We start from the raw sequence: 16615 nt of genomic DNA, 5'->3' as shown, positions 1-16615 counted from the left end.
GTTGTTCAACCCAGTTTAGCGCAGCACTTTGGGGATTTAGCCGACCTGCACGGCAGCACGTGCGGTGCCCAGCGTGATGCGCGCACACAGCCACGCGGCGATGGCCGACCCGGCAATGCCCAGCACCATAGGCCGGGCGCTGCCATCCACAAACAGGCCCACCACGGCCATGACCAGCGCGCCCACCACGAACTGGAGGGTGCCCATCAGGGCCGATGCGGTGCCCGCAATCGCGCCGTGCTCTTCTAGCGCCAGCACGGCGGTGGTGGGGACCACCAGACCCAAAAAGCCAAAGCCTACGAACAGCAGGGCGATCAGCACGTCCAGCCTGTCCACGCCAGCCAGGTTCACCAGCAGCAGCACCGCCATCACGGTGGCAAACCCGGTCACGGCGATGTTCACCACCTTGACCAGGCCAAAGCGCTGGCTCAGCTTGCCGGTGAACTGCGACACCCCGATAAAGGCTGCCGCGTTGACGGAGAAGGTAAGGCTGTACTGGCGCGGCGTCAGTCCGTAGTGGTCGATCATCACGAAGGACGAATTGGCCAGGTAGGCAAAAAAGCTGGCCATGCCAAAGGCTCCAATCAGCACCAGCCCCAGGTAATGCCGGTCGCGCAGCAGCGTGGCGTAGCCCGCCAGGGCGCTACCCACGCTGCTGTGCGCGCGCTCGGATGCGGGCCGGGTCTCGGGCAGGCTGGTGGCCAGCAGGGCCAGGCCCAGGGCTGCCGCCACGGTGACCGCCCAGAATACGCTGCGCCAGCCAAACCATTCGATCAAAAAGCTGCCCGCCAGCGGTGCCAGGATGGGCGACACGCTGAATACCAGCATCAGCAGCGACATCAGCCGGGCCGCGTCATGCCCGGTGTGCAGGTCGCGCACGATGGCGCGTGGAATCACCATGCCCGCGCAGGCACCCAGGCCCTGGATAAAGCGCAACACCACCAGGGTGTGGATGTCGGGGGCCAGCGCGCAGCCGATGCTGCCCGCCGCAAACAGCAGCAGGCCAAAGTACAAGGGCACTTTGCGGCCCACCATGTCGGACACGGGGCCGTAGATGATTTGCCCAATGCCCATAGACACAAAAAACGCCATCAGACTGAGCTGCACCGCCGCCATAGAGGCCCCCAAACTCTGGCCAATCGAGGGCAGGGCGGGCAGGTACATGTCGATGGCGAAGGGCCCAATGGCGGACAACAAGCCCAGGACCAGTGCGGTGCGGAAGAAGTTCGATGGCATGAGGCGGCCTATTCGTCAGACTTTTACGGAAACCCAAAAACGAAAAAACCCGCAGAGCGTGTGCTCTGCGGGTTTTAAATGTGGTGGTGATAGGTGGATTTGAACCACCGACATCAGCATTATGAATGCTGCGCTCTAACCAACTGAGCTATATCACCGAAGATCAAGATTATATGCCGGATTTTGCTCCGGTTTTAACGGTGCGTAAAAACCGCTTTGCGCTTGTTCAAAAACGCGTCCATGCCTTCGCGTTTGTCAGCGGTGGAAAACATGGCGTGGAACAGGCGGCGCTCGAACAGGATGCCTTCGCTCAGGCTGCTCTCGAAGGCGCGGTTGACCGATTCCTTGGTAGCCATCACGGCCAGTTGGCCGTAGTCGCAAATCATCAGGGCGGCGCCTAGCACCTCGGTCATCAGCTGGTCCAGCGGTACCACGCGGCTGACCAGCCCGGCGCGCTCGGCCTCGGTCGCATCCATCATCCGGCCGGTGAGGGCCATGTCCATCGCTTTGGACTTGCCCACGGCGCGCGGCAGGCGCTGGGTGCCGCCCGCGCCGGGAATCACGCCGAGCTTGATTTCGGGCTGGCCAAACTTGGCGTTGTCTGCGGCGATGATGAAGTCGCACATCATCGCCAGCTCGCAGCCGCCGCCCAGAGCAAAGCCCGCCACGGCGGCAATCACCGGCTTGCGCACGCTGCGCAGGGTTTCCCAGTTGCGGGTCACGAAGTCGTTTTTGAAAGTGTCGGCAAAGTCGTAGGCGGCCATGGCGGCGATGTCTGCGCCCGCCGCAAAGGCTTTCTCGCTGCCGGTGACAACCATGCAGCCAATCGCAGGGTCGGCATCAAACGCCTTGAGCGCATGGCCCAGTTCGTCCATCAGTTGGTCGTTGAGTGCGTTGAGCTGCTTGGGACGGTTCAGGGTGACGATGCCGACCTTGCCCGCTTCGGTATGCACGGTGATTGCTTGGTAGTCCATTCAATGTCCTTGTATGTAAAAATAAATTTGCTATATTTTTGATAGCTTTTGGCGCATGTTTTATATGCGCCAGAGGCACTTTTTATGTAAATAATGCTTTGCCGGGTTCTAGCCAGGCGGTCACGGCGCGTGGGTTCTCGGTGGCCAGCCGCCAGGTGGTGGTGCTGGCGCTGCTGGGGATGGACAGCGGCAGGCGCAGCAGGCGTTTGTCGCGGGCCACCAGGGCGGTGACCTGGCGGGCGGGGCCGGCATAGAGCAGCAGATCGTCCAGCTTGGCCATGCGCCAGCCACCGGCGGCGGTTTCCACGCCCAGCCATTCGTCGCCCGCCGACATACCCGCCTGCTCGGCAGCACCTCCGCGCAGCACCACCTTGACCTGCACGCCTTGTGCCTCATGCACGCGCAGGCCCAGGCGCTGGGCCAGTTGGGCCGGGTCTTCATGCACCGCCACGCCGTGGCCGGCCAGCAGATCGTGCAAAGGCAGTTCGCCGGTGCCGTGTACCCAGGCCTCGATTTCGGCCTCAAAGCGGCGCCCGCCCAGCGCGGCCAGCACTTCGGCGAAGTCTTGCTCCGCCATCGGCCCGCCCTGGCAGCGCTGCCACAGGGTGCGCATCACCTCGTCCAGTGTGGTCTGGCCCTCGCCGCGCAGGGTCAGGTCGAAGCACAGGGCCACCAGCGCGCCCTTGGTGTAGTAGCTGACGGTGGCGTTGGGGGTGTTTTCGTCTTGCCGGTAGTACTTGACCCATGCATCCATGCTGGCCTGGGCGATGGACTGCACCCGGCGGCCAGGCGTTTGCTGCACCTGGTTGATGGTTTTGTTCAGCAGCTTGAGGTAGTGGGCGTTGTCCAGCAAGCCCGCGCGGCGCAGCAGTAAATCGTCGTAGTAACTGGTGAAGCCTTCAAAGAACCACAGCAGCCGGGTGTACTGTTCGGCATCAAAAGCGTAGCGTGCAAATTCGGCCGGGCGCAGGCGCTTGACGTTCCAGGTGTGGAAGTATTCGTGGCTGATCAGGCCCAGCAGGGTGGTGTAGCCCTCGCTGCGCTTGATGGGGGCTTTTTTGGCATCCACCTCGGGCGTGCGTGGCAGGTCGCGGCGGTTGCACACCAGCACGGTGGAGTTGCCGTGCTCCAGCCCGCCGTAGCCGTCGTCCACCGCGTTCAGCATGAAGACGTAATTTTTGTGCGGCGGTTTGCTGCCCCGTTTCTCGCCATGCCAGAAGCGGATCTCGGCCTCGCAAATCGCCTTGGTATCGGCCAGCAGCCGCGCGCCGTCAAACGCGGGTGGCGCACCCGCCACCACAAAGCGGTGTGGCACGCCACAGGCCTTGAATTCTCCGCTCCAGAACGTGCCCAGCTCCACCGGGCAGTCCACCAGTTCGTCATAGCGGGCGGCCTGGTAGTGGCCAAAGCCTGCGGCATCTACGTTGGCTGCGGTCAGTCCGGTGGCTACCGACCAGTGCGCGATGGGCTTGGCCGCCACCAGCTCCAACCCGTGCGCCACGTCTTCTTGCCCGTGCACCCGCAAAAACAGGCTGGTACCGTTGAAGAAACCGCGTGTGGCATCCAGCCAGGCGGTGCGCACCGATGCGTCATTGGCATACACCTCGCAGACCAGCACCAGCGGCTTGGCCGGTTGGGCCGCGACTTCCCAGGTGTTTTTGTCCAGCTGCTGCACGGGCAGGGCGCGTTTGCCCTGGCGGGCGTGCAGGTGTTGCAGGTTTTTGGAGAATTCGCGTACCAGGTAGCTGCCCGGAATCCACACCGGCAGCGACACGCGTTGCAGGGCGGCGGGCTGGGCGATGGTCAGCGTGACGCGGAACAGGTGGGCGTGGAGGTCGGCCACCTCCACGCGGTATTGCACAGGAAGGACTGGGAGGATGGGGTTGGGCATGTTGCCAAGAATACCCCAGCGCGATCAGGTTCCTGCCGCGCCCAAAAGGCAGCAAATAACGGCCACGATGGTGATGTGCAGGCGCATCGGCAGCCAGGCGGCCAACCCGGCGCGGGGCCAGGTTTTATGGTCTACCACGCAGCAGGCCACCAACAGCAGGCCCAGCAGCGGCAGGCCGGCAAAGGCCGGCATCACCACCGCCACCCAGGCCACCAGCGAGGGCATCACGCCCCAGCCGATGTGCCACACCGCATGCGGTGCATTGGGCCGCAGGCCAATGCCCCAGTGGATGCCGCCCAGAAACGCGGCAATAGCCCCGGCATAGCTGACCAGCGCGATGGCGATGAAGGGGTGCAGGTCGGCCGACACCAGCCACATCAGCGCGGCCAGCAGCACGAAAGGCACCAGGCCCAGATAGGACAGGCGGCGTATCAGTGTCTCGGCCGCCAAGTCGTGGAAGATATTTTGCTTCATATTTAATAGCATCATGCGCATGATTTATATGCGCCAGAGGCCTAAAAGGTGCTTATTTTATTTTGGCCAACTGCGCTTCGATTTGCTCCACCGGAATTGCGCCGGGGATGCGCGAACCGTCGGCAAACAGCAGCGTGGGCGTGCCGGTGATGCGGTGTTTTTTGCCAAACTCGACGTTGCGGGCCAGCGCGGGCGCATCGCAACTGGCGGCTGCGGTGGCCGGCGTTTGGTTGCGCAGCATCCAGTCGTTCCAGGCTTTGGCCTTGTCTTTGGCACACCAGATGTTGCGCGATTTCTCGGTGGAATCGGCGCTCAGGATGGGGTACAGGTAGAGCGTGATGGTCACGTTGTCCAGCTTTTGCAAATCTTTCTCGAAGCGCTTGCAGTAGCCGCAGTTGGGGTCTTCAAACACCGCAATCTTGCGCTTGCCGTTGCCGCGCACGATGGTGACCGCGTCCTTGCTGGGCAGGCTGTCGAAGTCCACCGCGCTGAGTTTGGTGACGCGCTCTTCGGTCAGGTTGCGGCGGGCCTTGGTGTCGATCAGGTTGCCCTGGATCAGGAAGTTGCCTTCGGCATCGGTGTACATGACGTCACCGCCGCCCAACGTCAGCTCAAACAGGCCGGGCATCGCGCTTTTGCTGATTTCTTCGATCTTGGGCATTTGCGGAATCCGCTCGGCCAGGTTCTTGCGGATGGTGGCCTCTTGGGCTTGTGCGCCCCAGCAGGCGATGGCGATGGCCGTGGCGGCTGCCCATTTCAAAAATGTCATGTCAATTTCCGATTGTTTCCAAACCCATAGCCTGGCGCGCGACCCAGGCTTTCACCCAACCGCTGCGCTCAAACCCCTGCATACCCCAGTTGCGCAGCCCTTGCGTGGTGGCATCACCGCGCGCAAACAACTGCTGCAAACCATCCGTCGCCCCGCCCACGGCCAGCAGCGCTGTTTTGCGCGTCCGCTCGTATTGGCGCAATAACTTCACATCGCCCACGCTGCGCCAGTAGTCGCGCCCGTGCAGCACCTGCGCTAGCGTGGCCGCATCGCCCAGGCCCAAATTCAGCCCCTGGCCTGCCAGCGGGTGCACGGTGTGGGCTGCATCGCCTGCCAATACCCAGGCGCGTTGGTCCTTGTGGCCAATCCAGCGGCTGGCTTGCGCCTTGTGCAGCGGCCAGGCCGCCCGGGGGCCGTCCAGCGCCAGGGTGCCCAATGCGCCGTGGCTGGCCGCGCGCAAAGCCGCGCAGAAATCTTCGGGCGACAAGGCCAGTAGCCCTGCTGCGCGCTCCTCTTGCACAGACCACACCACGGCCACAGAGTTCCCCGCCGCGCCCTGCAAGGGCAAAAAAGCCAGGATCTCGCCGTTGGCAAACCACTGCCGCGCCGTTTGGTCGTGCGGCTTTTCGCACACCAGCCGGGTGGCGATGGCCTGCTGGTGGTAGGGCATGCTGTCGAAATCCACGCCCAGCTCGGCCCGGGTGGCGCTGGCTTTGCCTTCGCAGACCACCGTCAGGGCGGCGTTGACCGGGGATTCCACCACCTCGATCATCGGCTGGTAGCGCACCGCCTCGCCTAGGCGGGCTTCCAGCGCGGGCACATCCACGATCCAGGCCAGCGCGGGCGCGCCCTGCTGGCTGGCGTTGAAGGTCACTTCCCCGCCTTTGTCACCCCACACGTGCATCTGCTGCACCGCTGTGGCGTGCTCTGCATCCGGCCAGCAGCGCAGGGAGTCGAGCAGCGTGTGCGACGCCGTGTTCAGCGCGTAGGCGCGCACGTCGTCGGCAGGGTGGGGGTGGGCCGGGTCGGCCACCAGCGCCACGCGGAGCCGGTCGCGTGCCAGCAACAACGCCAAAGTGCGGCCGACAATGCCAGCGCCACGGATACAAATGTCAAAAGGTTGGGCCATTCCGGGATTGTAGGAGCGGGGCACAATGCGCAAATTTGCCCGAGGAATCGCCCTATGGACGTGAGCGCCACCATCACCCGCCTGTTCGTCTACCCCGTCAAATCCTGTGCCGGGGTGGCGCTGGACCATGTGACCTTGACCGAGACGGGCCTGGAGTTCGACCGCGCCTGGATGGTGGTGGACGCGCAGGGCCAGTTCGTCACCCAGCGCGCGCTGCCGCGCATGGCTCTCATCCAGCCCCAGCTCAAAACCTTTGAGATGGTTTTACGGGCCCCAGGCATGCTGGATCTGCACGTGCAGCTAGACAAAGTAGAGCACGCCGTGCAGGCAACAGTATGGAGCGACACCGTGCCCGCCTTCGACATGGGCGACTTGGCAGCGCAGTGGTTTAGCGATTTTTTGGGCCAAAGCCTGCGCCTGGTGCGCTTTGACCCCGACCACCACCGCCTGTCCAGCGCGCAGTGGACCGGCGATGACCAGGGCCTGAACCAGTTCTCGGACGGCTTTGCGGTGCTGGTCACCAGCGAGGCCTCGCTGGATGGCCTGAACGCCAAGCTGGCCGCCGCCGGGGAAGCCACTGTGGCGATGGAGCGCTTTCGCCCCAACATCGTGCTGGCCGGTATCGAAGCCCACGACGAAGACCGGCTGGACGAATTGCTCATCACCACCGCACAGGGCGAGGCGCGCCTTCGCATGGTCAAACCCTGCCCACGCTGCCCGATTCCCAACATCGACCCGCTCACCGCCATCAGCACGCCCACCGTAGGCGACATGTTGCAAACCTACCGCCAAACCGCCGTGGTCGGCGGGGCCGTGGCCTTTGGCATGAACGCCATCGTGCTGGGCGGGGTGGACGGTGAATTGCGCGTGGGCCAAAGCGCCTCGGCCGACTACAAATTTGACTGACTGCATGCAGGGCGACATCAAAAAAACACTCTGGGCCACCGCCGACAAGCTGCGTGCCAACATGGACGCCGCCGAATACAAGCACCTGGTGCTCGGCCTGATCTTCGTCAAATACATCTCCGACACCTTTGCCGCCCATAACGCCAGCCTGGCCCTGCGCCTGGTGGACCCAGACGACGAATACTTCTACGGCCAGGCCAGTACCGAAGACGTAGCCGCCGAGCTGGAAGACCGCGACTACTACACCGAGGCCAACATCTTTTGGGTGCCGGAAGCCGCCCGTTGGGAAGCCCTGCGCGCCGCCGCCAAGCAGCCCGAAATCGGCAAACACATCGACGACGCGCTGACCCTGATTGAGGCCGAAAACCCGCGCCTCAAAAACATCCTGGACAAGCGCTACGCCCGCGCCCAGCTGCCCGACGGCAAGCTGGGCGAGCTGGTCGATCTGGTTTCAACAATAGGCTTCGGCGACACCCCCGACGTGGCCCGCGACACCCTGGGCCAGGTGTACGAGTACTTTCTGGGCATGTTCGCCAGCGCCGAGGGCAAGCGCGGCGGTGACGATCACACGCCGCGCAGCGTCGATTGGCTGCTGGTGTCGATCTTGGCCCCGGTGCGTGGGCAGATGTACGACCCCTGTTGCGGCGCTGCCAGCACGCTGGCGCTAGCGCAGGAATATTCCCAATCGCACGGCGGGAGTTCGGGGGCTTTGTCCATTTATGGTCAAGATGCCAATCCCACCACTTGGCGCTTGGCCGTCATGCATTTGGCCATTCGGGGCATCGACTTCAACCTGGGCAAAGAGCCCGGCGACAGTTTCACCCGCAACCAGCACCGCGACCTGCGCGCCGACTTCATCCTGGCCAACCCGCCCTTCAACATCAGCGACTGGTGGCACGCCAGCTTGAGCGGCGACCCGCGCTGGGCCTACGGCGAGCCGCCCGCCGGCAACGCCAACTACGCCTGGCTGCAGCACATGCTGTACCACCTCAAGCCCACGGGCCGCGCCGGCATCGTGCTGGCCAACGGCAGCATGAGCAGCAGCCAGAACAGCGAGGGCGAGATCCGCGCCGCCATGGTCGATGCCGACGTGGTCGAAGTCATGGTCGCCTTGCCCGGCCAGCTGTTCTTCAACACCCAAATCCCCGCCTGCCTGTGGTTTCTGGTGAAGCAAAAGCAGCAGCGCAAGGGCGAGGTGCTGTTCATCGACGCCCGCAAGCTCGCCAGCATGATCAGCCGCGTGCAAAGCGAGTTCACCGACGCGGTCATCGACCGCATCGCCGCCACCGTCGCCGCCTGGCGTGGTGAACCCGCCCCACTCCCTCTCCCCCCGGGAGAGGGCCGGGGTGAGGGCTCCCCGCTCCCGTACCAAGACATCCCCGGCTACTGCCGCAGCGTAAAACTGGCCGAGATCGCCCAGCACGGCCACGTACTCACCCCGGGCCGCTACGTGGGCGCGGAAGAGGTGGAAGACAACGACGCAGACTTCGCGACCAAGATGCAGCTGCTCACCGAGAAACTGGGCGAGCAAATGGCCAAGGGGGCGGAGCTGGACCAGTTGATTCGCCAGAAGCTGGGAGGGCTGGGGTATGGTTTCTAAGATGCCAGAACAAGGAGAAACCCGATGGGCTTGAACGTCGAACACCTGCTGCGTACCGCCGCCACATTGGAGCAAGCCTTGCTTGCGCTAGAAAAAACGCCGCCTGCGGATGAGGTCATGTACGACCTGTACCGCAACGCCGCCATCAAAAGCTTTGAGCTGTCGTTGGAGACCGCAGGCAAGCTGCTGCGCAAAGCGCTTAAATTGTTTGGTGGCAACCCCCGTAGTGTGGATAGCCTGGTTTTCAACGACGTGCTGCGCCACAGCGGCAAACATGGTGTGCTGGACCAAGCGGCGGTGGAGCGTTGGCTAACCTACCGCGCCAACCGCAACAACACCGCGCACGACTACGGCGTGGGCTTTGCCAACAACACGCTGGTTCTGCTGCCCGCCTACCTTTTGGACGTGCGTGCGATGGCGCTGAAGTTGCAGGAAGTATTTGATGCCGCAGCGTGAAGCCACCGCGCTGCACTTGGCGCCACAGCACTTGCAGCTATTGCAAAAGATGCTGCAAACCCATGTGCCACAAGCCCAGGTGTGGGCCTACGGCAGCCGCGTGAAGGGCGGCGCACACGAAGGCAGCGACCTGGATGTGGTGTTGCGCCACCCATCAGACCTTACGCAAGATGTCGATGGTTGGCTGGAACTCAAAGAAGCCCTGCAAAACAGCTCCTTGCCCATGCTGGTGGAGGTGCATCTGTGGTCCCGCCTGCCTGTGGCGTTTCACGACAACATTGAGGCGGATTATGTGGAGTTGCAGGCTGGGCACAGAACGGCGCAGAAGCACCCAGAACCAGGGTCGATGCCATGACCGAACCCTTGCAAAGCCTGGGCTTACAGCTCACTGCCCTGTTTCGCCAAGCTATTTCAACTGCGAACATGGATGTAGATGCCATCATCCAACGTGGCGAGCGCGACACCCACCGCATCGACCACCAACTCGACCACATGCTGGGCATTTGCTGCGACCCAGACATGCTGCAGGTCTTCAAGCGCCTATGCCGTTACTACTCCACGATCGACCCGGTTGCCGCGGCTGGGCATATTCACGCATATCGAGAGATGTGGGATATGCCAGATGAACCGGAAAATGAAGATCCATCTTGACGACGAAACCCTGAAGAAGATCGCCCACGAGCTGACCGAGAACCTGCGCCAGAACCTCGGCGTGGACTGGTCCGAGCGCGAAAGCGTGCGCGCCAAGCTGCGGCTGATGGTCAAGCGCATTCTGCGCAAATACAAGTACCCGCCGGACCTGCAAGACAGCGCGGTGGAGCTGGTTTTGCAGCAGATGCAGGTGCTGGGCGACGACTGGAGCGGCTCCTAGGCCGCCCCTGTCTTGCCCCCTCGCCTCTTCGGGGAGAGGGTTGGGGTGAGGGGCGGGCGGCCACCCGCGATGCATGGGCCTCTCAATGCGGTCATTACAATGGCGGGTTGACCACGACACCGCCGAGCGCGGCGGTTGTCCATCCCCCTCTTTACCCTTTGCGCCCAGATGCTGCAAGCATGGGCGGCAAAGTATTTGATTCCTAAGGATTCCCCATGAAATGTGGCATTGTGGGCTTGCCCAATGTCGGTAAATCGACCCTGTTTAACGCCTTGACCAAGGCGGGCATTGCTGCGGAAAACTATCCTTTCTGCACCATCGAGCCGAATGTCGGCATCGTCGAAGTGCCCGACGCCCGGCTGCAACAGCTGGCGGCCATCGTCAACCCCGAGCGCATCCAGACCGCCATCGTCGAATTTGTCGATATCGCCGGTTTGGTGGCCGGGGCCAGCACGGGCGAAGGCTTGGGCAACAAGTTTTTGGCGCACATCCGCGAAACCGATGCCACCATCAATGTGGTGCGCTGCTTTGAAGACGACAACGTGATCCACGTGTCGGGCAAGGTCGATCCGATCTCTGACATTGAAGTGATCCAGACCGAACTCTGCCTGGCCGATCTGGCCGCCGTAGAAAAAGCCCTGCACCGCGTGACCAAGCTGGCCCGCTCGGGCGACAAGGAGTCCATCAAGCTGGTGGCGATTCTGGAAAAGTGCCAAGCCGCGCTGAACGAAGCCAAGCCGGTGCGCACGCTGGACTTCAGCAAGGACGAGCTGCCGCTGCTCAAGCAATTCTTCCTGATCACCGCCAAGCCCGCCATGTTTGTGGCCAACGTGGCCGAAGACGGGTTTGAGAACAACCCCATGCTCGACCGCCTGAAGGCCTATGCCGATGCCCAAAACGCGCCCGTGGTGGCTATCAGCGCCAAGATGGAAGCCGAAATGGCCGAGATGGAAGACGAGGACCGCGCCATGTTCCTGGCCGAGCTGGGCCAGACCGAGCCCGGCCTGAACCGTCTGATCCGCGCCGCCTACACCCTGCTGGGCTTGCAAACCTACTTCACCGCCGGTGTCAAGGAAGTGCGCGCCTGGACCATCCACGTCGGCGACACCGGCCCGCAAGCGGCAGGCGTGATCCACACCGATTTCGAGAAGGGCTACATCCGCGCCCAGACCATCGCGTTTGACGACTTCATCGCCTTCAAGGGCGAGCAAGGCGCCAAGGACGCGGGCAAGATGCGGGCAGAAGGCAAGGAATACGTGGTCAAAGATGGCGACGTAATGAACTTCCTTTTTAGCTCTTAATTTTTAAGCCTTTTAGGCCGCTAGCGCTTATTTCATCAGCGCAAGCAGCTATTAATACTGTAGTAAATAATCCATGACCGAACCGGTTCGCCTTGCCAAACGTCTCGCTGAACAGCTGTCCTGCTCCCGTAGCGAGGCGGAGAAGTACATCGAGGGCGGCTGGGTCCGGGTGGACGGGCAGGTGGTGGACGCGCCGATGTTCCGCGTTGGCGCGCAAAAAATCACCGTGGACTCGGATGCCAGCCTGCTGGTGTCGCCCACGGTGACGCTGGTGTTGCACAAGCCCGTGGGCTTTACGGCGGGGCTGGACGCTGGCCCCGGCCCGAAAGCACAGGCCGCGCTCACCTTGCTGACGCGTGAGAACCATGCTGCCGACGACCGCTCCGGTATCCGTACATTAAAGAAGCACTTCGCCCAGTTGCGCCTGGCCACGCCGATGGACAGCCGCGCCAGTGGCTTGGTGGTCTACACCCAGGACGGCCGCGTGGTGCGCAAGCTGGAAGAAGACGCCGACCTGATCGAGCACGAGGTGATGGTGGAGGTGGCGGGCGATGTCACCCCCGGCATGCTGCGCAAACTGGCCGACCCGGTGCAGTTTGTTGAGAAAATTTTGACCCCCGCCAAGGTCAGTATCAGCAGCAATACCGATACGGAAACCCGGCTACGCTTTGCGTTGAAAGGCGAGCGCCCCGGCCAGATTGACTACCTGTGCGAAAGCGCGGGTTTGCAGATCCGCAGCGTGAAACGCATCCGCGTAGGCCGTGTGGCCATGACGGCTTTGGCAATCGGCCAGTGGCGCTATCTGGCCGAACACGAGCGGTTTTAAAACCAGCCTGCCGGGAACGCCCACACCAGCGACCCGGTCAGCATCACGTAGCGCAAAAACTTGCCTATCGCCATATAGCCCAGGCAGGGCCAAAACGGTAATTTAAGCCAGCCCGCCACCGCGCACAGCGGGTCGCCCACGAGCGGCAGCCAGGCCAACAAACAGGCTTTCGGCCCCAGCTTTTCCAGCCAATCCAGCACGCGGGTGTGGTGCTTGGAGTGGCTGTATTTGTCCGCCACCCGGTGCGCGCCAAAACCCATCCACCAGTCCACCGCGCCGCCTAGGGTGTTGCCTGCGGTGGCGACCAGTATGGCGGGCCAAAACAGCCCGGGGTTGAGCTTGACCAGCCCAAACACCACCGGCTCCGAGCCCAGCGGCAGCAACGTGGCCGAGATGAACGAGACGATAAATACGGTGCTCAGGCCGAATTGCGGCAGGGCCAACAGGGTGAGAAGGTGGGCTATCCAGGATTCCATGCAAGAAGTGTAGTGGCGCGTGTGCCGCAGCCTGGTTCGGCGCCGTCTATTTTTCACAATGTGGAAGCAAAAAACCGCTCTGCGAAAAGCACCTATGTTGCACTGCAATAATTTTTACCAAACTACAAAAGTTGTTTTTGTATTGTGAAAAATTAACTGTAAGTTGTTGATTTTATTGGTTGATATTTTTAATCTTATATAAGACATAAGAGTTGGAATTGTCATGTATCAGACTTAGAATTTCTCCATCGGCACCGCAAAATAACGCAGTGCAGACCCCTTTCATTCGCTCATCCATCCACCTTGGAGTTTTTATGCCGCAATCCATCACCGAACAACTCAGCCGTGACCAACAAGCTGCCGCTCTGCAAAAAGACTGGGACACCAACCCCCGTTGGAAGGGCATCAAGCGGGGTTACACGGCGGCCGAAGTCGTGCGTCTGCGCGGCTCTTTCCCCATCGAGCACACGCTGGCCCGCCGTGGCGCCGAAAAGCTCTGGGATCTGTTGCATACCGAGGCGTACGTCAACTGCCTGGGCGCATTGACCGGTGGCCAGGCCATGCAGCAAGTCAAGGCCGGCGTGAAGGCGATTTACCTGTCCGGCTGGCAAGTCGCGGCAGACAACAACGGCTACGCCGCCATGTACCCCGACCAGTCGCTGTACCCCGTGGATTCGGTGCCAAAGGTGGTTGAGCGCATCAACAACACCTTCCGCCGTGCCGATGAAATCCAGCACTCCAAGGGCATTGACGCGGGCGACGCTGGCTACATCGACAACTTCGCGCCCATCGTGGCCGATGCCGAAGCCGGTTTCGGCGGCGTGCTGAATGCGTTCGAGTTGATGAAGGCCATGATCAACTCCGGTGCGGCTGGCGTGCATTGGGAAGACCAATTGGCATCCGTCAAGAAGTGCGGCCACATGGGCGGCAAAGTGCTGGTGCCGACGGTGGAAGCCTGCCAGAAGCTCATCGCTGCCCGCATGGCCGCCGATGTGTGCGGCGTGCCCACCCTGGTGATTGCCCGCACCGATGCCGAAGCCGCCGATCTGCTGACCAGCGACTATGACGAAAACGACAAGCCGTTCATCACCGGTGAGCGCACGTCTGAGGGCTTCTACAAGACCAATAAGGGCATCGACCAGGCCATCAGCCGCGCCATTGCCTACGCCCATTACGCCGACTTGGTGTGGTGCGAAACCGGCACGCCGGACCTGGAATTTGCCAAAAAGTTTGCCGACGCAGTGCATGCGGTCCACCCCGGCAAGATGTTGGCCTACAACTGCTCGCCGTCCTTCAACTGGAAGAAAAACCTGGACGACGCGACCATCGCCAAGTTCCAGCGCGAGCTGGGCGCCATGGGTTACAAGTACCAGTTCATCACCTTGGCCGGTATCCATTCCATGTGGTACAACATGTTCGACTTGGCGCAAGACTACGTGAAGCGCGGCATGTCGGCCTATGTCGAGAAGGTGCAAGAGCCCGAGTTCGCCGCCCGTGACCGGGGTTACACCTTCGTGTCGCACCAGCAGGAAGTCGGCACCGGTTACTTCGACGAAGTGACCACCGTGATCCAGGGCGGCAAGTCCAGCGTGACGGCACTCACCGGTTCTACCGAAGAAGAACAGTTCCACTAAGGACGGGTGACTCCGCCCCAGCGTGTTTGCGGCTGGGTTTGTAGCTAAATAGCCTGCCACCGCGCAGGCTGTTTGCATTTGTAGCTACTTATTTAATAGCAAAGGCAGGCGCAGCCGGGGCGGTGCTGCATCCTCGTCTTGGCGCGCCACCACGCGTTCCACCAGCACGTCGCCGGTGCCCTGGTCAATCAAACCTAGCTCCGCAGCAGCGGCGCGGCTCAGGTCGATGATGCGGCGAGTCAGGATGTGCGGGCCCCGGTCGTTGATGCGCACGATGACGGCTTTGCCGTTGCGCAGGTAGGTGACTTTGGCGTAGCTCAGCAGCGGCAAAGTGCGGTGCGCGGCGGTCAGCTCGTGCATTTTGAACATCTCACCCGAGGCGGTGCGTTTGCCGTGGAAGCGCGGGCCGTACCAGCTGGCTTTACCCCGTTGGCCGGTGCCCTCACCCAGATCGGTGGCCCAAAACTCGGCGGGGGAGGCTCGGATGGCCTCCGCAGGCGGGGCCTCGCTATCTGGCGCGTCAGAGGGGTGGGTTTGGGCGTGTACAGATGCCAGCCCGCACACCCAAGCACCCAGCAGCAAGGCGAATACAACAGGAGACTTTTCAAACATCGCGGCATGTTAGTGCCTGTCCACCCACTGCCCACCACTGCCACCAGGCCTGCTGTAAGCAAGTGTGAGATTTCAATTGCTGAAAATTTGGGCAGTTAGAATGCCTTTCCTCCCAAAATTTTCCCCGTATTTCATTGGCGCCCCACCGGCGCCGGTTCCTATTCCCATGCACATTGGCCCCTACGCTTTAGCGAATCGTCTGTTTGTTGCGCCCATGGCTGGCGTGACGGACCGGCCGTTTCGGCGTTTGTGCAAATCACTGGGGGCGGGCTATGCGGTGAGCGAAATGGTCACCTCGCGGCGTGACCTGTGGGCCACGCTGAAAACCTCGCGCCGTGCCAACCACGACGGCGAAGTCGCCCCCATCGCGGTGCAAATCGCCGGGACGGACGCCGAGATGATGGCCGAGGCCGCAGCCTACAACATCGCCAATGGCGCGCAAATCATCGACATCAATATGGGCTGCCCAGCCAAGAAGGTGTGCAACAAATGGGCCGGTTCGGCGCTGATGCAAGACGAGCCGCTGGCCCTGGCCATTGTCGAAGCCGTGGTGGCCGCTTGCGCCCCACACAACGTGCCCGTCACCCTGAAGATGCGCACTGGCTGGAGCCAGGCGAACAAGAATGCTGTGTCGCTGGCACGCCAGTTCGAGCAGGCCGGTATCCAGATGCTGACCGTGCACGGCCGCACCCGCGAGCAGGGCTACACCGGCCACGCCGAATACGACACCATCGCCGCCGTCAAAGCTGCTGTGCGCGTGCCGGTGGTGGCCAATGGCGACATGACCACCCCCGAGAAAGTGCGCGACGTGCTGGCCGCCACCGGGGCCGATGCAGTGATGATTGGCCGCGCCGCCCAGGGCCGCCCGTGGATATTCCGTGAAGTGGCGCACTTTCTGGACACCGGCACCTACCTGGCCCCGCCCCTGGTGAATGAGGTCCAGCGCCTGCTGCTGGACCACCTGCAAGACCACTACAGCCTGTACGGCGAGTACACCGGCGTGCGCACCGCCCGCAAGCACATTGGCTGGTATGTCAAAACCCTGCCTGGTGGCGAGGCCTTTCGTACCCGCATGAATTTGCTGGAAGACCCGCAGCAGCAATGGGCGGCGGTGGACGCATTTTTTACTGAGATGGCCAGCCGCATGGACCGCATGCCCGCAGCCGATAGCCAAGCCCATCAAGAACACAACCTGCATCTGGAGAGCGCCGCGTGAGCCAAAAAAGTATCGACGAGTGCGTGCGCGCCAGTCTGGAAAGCTATTTCAAAGACCTGGACGGCATCGACCCCGCAGGCATGTACGACATGATGGTGCGGGTGGTGGAAAAACCGCTGCTCGAAGTGGTCATGGCCCAGGCCGACCACAACCAGTCCCGCGCCGCCGCCTGGCTGGGCTTGAACCGCAACACCCTGCGCAAAAAGCTGCTCGAACACCATTTGATGGAATAAGCCGCCACGGC

General features: G+C 62.3%; 18 protein-coding genes, 1 tRNA gene and 1 pseudogene. 11 read left to right on the top strand and 9 right to left on the bottom strand.

What is annotated here, in order from left to right; all coding sequences use genetic code 11:
- Window positions 1–36 precede the first annotated feature (36 nt).
- From AC0969_RS03565 to AC0969_RS03535, 7 genes are all read right to left on the bottom strand, one after another.
- A complete protein-coding gene (locus AC0969_RS03565) occupies window positions 37–1236 on the bottom strand; it encodes a multidrug effflux MFS transporter (protein ID WP_479622742.1) in 1200 nt (399 codons plus the stop codon).
- An 81-nt stretch (window positions 1237–1317) separates the two neighbouring features.
- A tRNA-Met gene (locus AC0969_RS03560) sits at window positions 1318–1394 on the bottom strand.
- Window positions 1395–1430: 36 nt separating this feature from the next.
- Window positions 1431–2210 carry an enoyl-CoA hydratase gene (locus AC0969_RS03555; RefSeq protein ID WP_479622741.1) on the bottom strand — a complete coding sequence of 260 codons (780 nt, stop codon included), beginning with the start codon at window positions 2208–2210 and terminating at the stop codon, window positions 1431–1433.
- 82 nt (window positions 2211–2292) lie between these two features.
- Window positions 2293–4101, bottom strand: coding sequence for a M61 family metallopeptidase (locus AC0969_RS03550; RefSeq protein ID WP_479622740.1), 1809 nt, complete (start codon window positions 4099–4101; stop codon window positions 2293–2295).
- A gap of 24 nt (window positions 4102–4125) precedes the next feature.
- A complete protein-coding gene (locus AC0969_RS03545; RefSeq protein ID WP_479622739.1) occupies window positions 4126–4575 on the bottom strand; it encodes a DUF3429 domain-containing protein in 450 nt (149 codons plus the stop codon).
- 52 nt (window positions 4576–4627) lie between these two features.
- Window positions 4628–5344, bottom strand: a complete 717-nt coding sequence (locus AC0969_RS03540) for a DsbC family protein (protein ID WP_479622738.1) — start codon at window positions 5342–5344, stop codon at window positions 4628–4630.
- 1 nt (window position 5345) lies between these two features.
- Window positions 5346–6473 carry an FAD-dependent monooxygenase gene (locus AC0969_RS03535; protein ID WP_479622737.1) on the bottom strand — a complete coding sequence of 376 codons (1128 nt, stop codon included), beginning with the start codon at window positions 6471–6473 and terminating at the stop codon, window positions 5346–5348.
- Window positions 6474–6527: 54 nt separating this feature from the next.
- On the opposite strand from AC0969_RS03535, the gene AC0969_RS03530 reads away from it, so the two are divergent.
- From AC0969_RS03530 to AC0969_RS03495, 8 genes and pseudogenes are all read left to right on the top strand, one after another.
- A complete protein-coding gene (locus AC0969_RS03530) occupies window positions 6528–7379 on the top strand; it encodes an MOSC domain-containing protein (RefSeq protein WP_479622736.1) in 852 nt (283 codons plus the stop codon).
- A 4-nt stretch (window positions 7380–7383) separates the two neighbouring features.
- Window positions 7384–8979 carry a type I restriction-modification system subunit M gene (locus AC0969_RS03525; RefSeq protein ID WP_479622833.1) on the top strand — a complete coding sequence of 532 codons (1596 nt, stop codon included), beginning with the start codon at window positions 7384–7386 and terminating at the stop codon, window positions 8977–8979.
- A gap of 24 nt (window positions 8980–9003) precedes the next feature.
- Window positions 9004–9435 carry a nucleotidyltransferase substrate binding protein gene (locus AC0969_RS03520; protein WP_479622735.1) on the top strand — a complete coding sequence of 144 codons (432 nt, stop codon included), beginning with the start codon at window positions 9004–9006 and terminating at the stop codon, window positions 9433–9435.
- Window positions 9422–9790, top strand: coding sequence for a nucleotidyltransferase domain-containing protein (locus AC0969_RS03515; RefSeq protein ID WP_479622734.1), 369 nt, complete (start codon window positions 9422–9424; stop codon window positions 9788–9790). The genes AC0969_RS03520 and AC0969_RS03515 overlap by 14 nt, the downstream gene beginning before the upstream one ends.
- A complete protein-coding gene (locus AC0969_RS03510) occupies window positions 9787–10086 on the top strand; it encodes a hypothetical protein (RefSeq protein WP_479622733.1) in 300 nt (99 codons plus the stop codon). Before AC0969_RS03515 ends, AC0969_RS03510 begins: the two co-directional genes overlap by 4 nt.
- Window positions 10082–10306: pseudogene (locus AC0969_RS03505) on the top strand (type I restriction enzyme endonuclease domain-containing protein); the annotation flags it as partial. The gene AC0969_RS03510 and the pseudogene AC0969_RS03505, both read left to right, overlap by 5 nt.
- Window positions 10307–10521: 215 nt before the next feature.
- The gene (gene ychF, locus AC0969_RS03500; protein ID WP_479622732.1) at window positions 10522–11607 is read left to right on the top strand and encodes a redox-regulated ATPase YchF; all 1086 of its coding nucleotides are present in this window, start codon (window positions 10522–10524) and stop codon (window positions 11605–11607) included.
- A 73-nt stretch (window positions 11608–11680) separates the two neighbouring features.
- Window positions 11681–12433, top strand: a complete 753-nt coding sequence (locus AC0969_RS03495) for an RNA pseudouridine synthase (protein ID WP_479622731.1) — start codon at window positions 11681–11683, stop codon at window positions 12431–12433.
- Here AC0969_RS03495 and AC0969_RS03490 read toward each other — a convergent pair.
- Window positions 12430–12909: a YqaA family protein gene (locus AC0969_RS03490; protein ID WP_479622730.1), complete on the bottom strand. Its 480-nt coding sequence runs from the start codon at window positions 12907–12909 to the stop codon at window positions 12430–12432. The two genes, AC0969_RS03495 and AC0969_RS03490, sit on opposite strands and share 4 nt — an antisense overlap.
- A gap of 314 nt (window positions 12910–13223) precedes the next feature.
- Between AC0969_RS03490 and aceA the strand changes: the two genes are divergently transcribed.
- On the top strand, window positions 13224–14543 hold the full coding sequence (gene aceA, locus AC0969_RS03485; RefSeq protein WP_479622729.1) for an isocitrate lyase: 1320 nt from the start codon (window positions 13224–13226) through the stop codon (window positions 14541–14543).
- An 84-nt stretch (window positions 14544–14627) separates the two neighbouring features.
- Here the strand turns inward: aceA and AC0969_RS03480 are convergent, their stop codons facing one another.
- Entirely contained in the window at window positions 14628–15155 is a 528-nt protein-coding gene (locus tag AC0969_RS03480; protein ID WP_479622728.1) for a septal ring lytic transglycosylase RlpA family protein, read from the bottom strand.
- A 166-nt stretch (window positions 15156–15321) separates the two neighbouring features.
- Between AC0969_RS03480 and dusB the strand changes: the two genes are divergently transcribed.
- Complete coding sequence (gene dusB, locus AC0969_RS03475; RefSeq protein WP_479622727.1) at window positions 15322–16371, top strand: tRNA dihydrouridine synthase DusB; 1050 nt, start codon at window positions 15322–15324, stop codon at window positions 16369–16371.
- Complete coding sequence (locus AC0969_RS03470) at window positions 16368–16604, top strand: Fis family transcriptional regulator (RefSeq protein ID WP_315182599.1); 237 nt, start codon at window positions 16368–16370, stop codon at window positions 16602–16604. The genes dusB and AC0969_RS03470 overlap by 4 nt, the downstream gene beginning before the upstream one ends.
- Window positions 16605–16615 lie beyond the last annotated feature (11 nt).

Source organism: Rhodoferax sp. LB1P47, from assembly GCF_056521445.1.
This window is presented reverse-complemented; position numbering and strand designations above follow the sequence as displayed.

Bases quoted from the DNA above. Each gene is read 5' to 3' on its own strand.
- AC0969_RS03565 (WP_479622742.1), bottom strand. From the start codon at position 1,236: ATGCCATCGAACTTCTTCCGCACCGCACTGGTCCTGGGCTTGTTGTCC.
- AC0969_RS03555 (WP_479622741.1), bottom strand. From the start codon at position 2,210: ATGGACTACCAAGCAATCACCGTGCATACCGAAGCGGGCAAGGTCGGC.
- AC0969_RS03550 (WP_479622740.1), bottom strand. From the start codon at position 4,101: ATGCCCAACCCCATCCTCCCAGTCCTTCCTGTGCAATACCGCGTGGAG.
- AC0969_RS03545 (WP_479622739.1), bottom strand. From the start codon at position 4,575: ATGAAGCAAAATATCTTCCACGACTTGGCGGCCGAGACACTGATACGC.
- AC0969_RS03540 (WP_479622738.1), bottom strand. From the start codon at position 5,344: ATGACATTTTTGAAATGGGCAGCCGCCACGGCCATCGCCATCGCCTGC.
- AC0969_RS03535 (WP_479622737.1), bottom strand. From the start codon at position 6,473: ATGGCCCAACCTTTTGACATTTGTATCCGTGGCGCTGGCATTGTCGGC.
- AC0969_RS03530 (WP_479622736.1), top strand. From the start codon at position 6,528: ATGGACGTGAGCGCCACCATCACCCGCCTGTTCGTCTACCCCGTCAAA.
- AC0969_RS03525 (WP_479622833.1), top strand. From the start codon at position 7,384: ATGCAGGGCGACATCAAAAAAACACTCTGGGCCACCGCCGACAAGCTG.
- AC0969_RS03520 (WP_479622735.1), top strand. From the start codon at position 9,004: ATGGGCTTGAACGTCGAACACCTGCTGCGTACCGCCGCCACATTGGAG.
- AC0969_RS03515 (WP_479622734.1), top strand. From the start codon at position 9,422: ATGCCGCAGCGTGAAGCCACCGCGCTGCACTTGGCGCCACAGCACTTG.
- AC0969_RS03510 (WP_479622733.1), top strand. From the start codon at position 9,787: ATGACCGAACCCTTGCAAAGCCTGGGCTTACAGCTCACTGCCCTGTTT.
- ychF (WP_479622732.1), top strand. From the start codon at position 10,522: ATGAAATGTGGCATTGTGGGCTTGCCCAATGTCGGTAAATCGACCCTG.
- AC0969_RS03495 (WP_479622731.1), top strand. From the start codon at position 11,681: ATGACCGAACCGGTTCGCCTTGCCAAACGTCTCGCTGAACAGCTGTCC.
- AC0969_RS03490 (WP_479622730.1), bottom strand. From the start codon at position 12,909: ATGGAATCCTGGATAGCCCACCTTCTCACCCTGTTGGCCCTGCCGCAA.
- aceA (WP_479622729.1), top strand. From the start codon at position 13,224: ATGCCGCAATCCATCACCGAACAACTCAGCCGTGACCAACAAGCTGCC.
- AC0969_RS03480 (WP_479622728.1), bottom strand. From the start codon at position 15,155: ATGTTTGAAAAGTCTCCTGTTGTATTCGCCTTGCTGCTGGGTGCTTGG.
- dusB (WP_479622727.1), top strand. From the start codon at position 15,322: ATGCACATTGGCCCCTACGCTTTAGCGAATCGTCTGTTTGTTGCGCCC.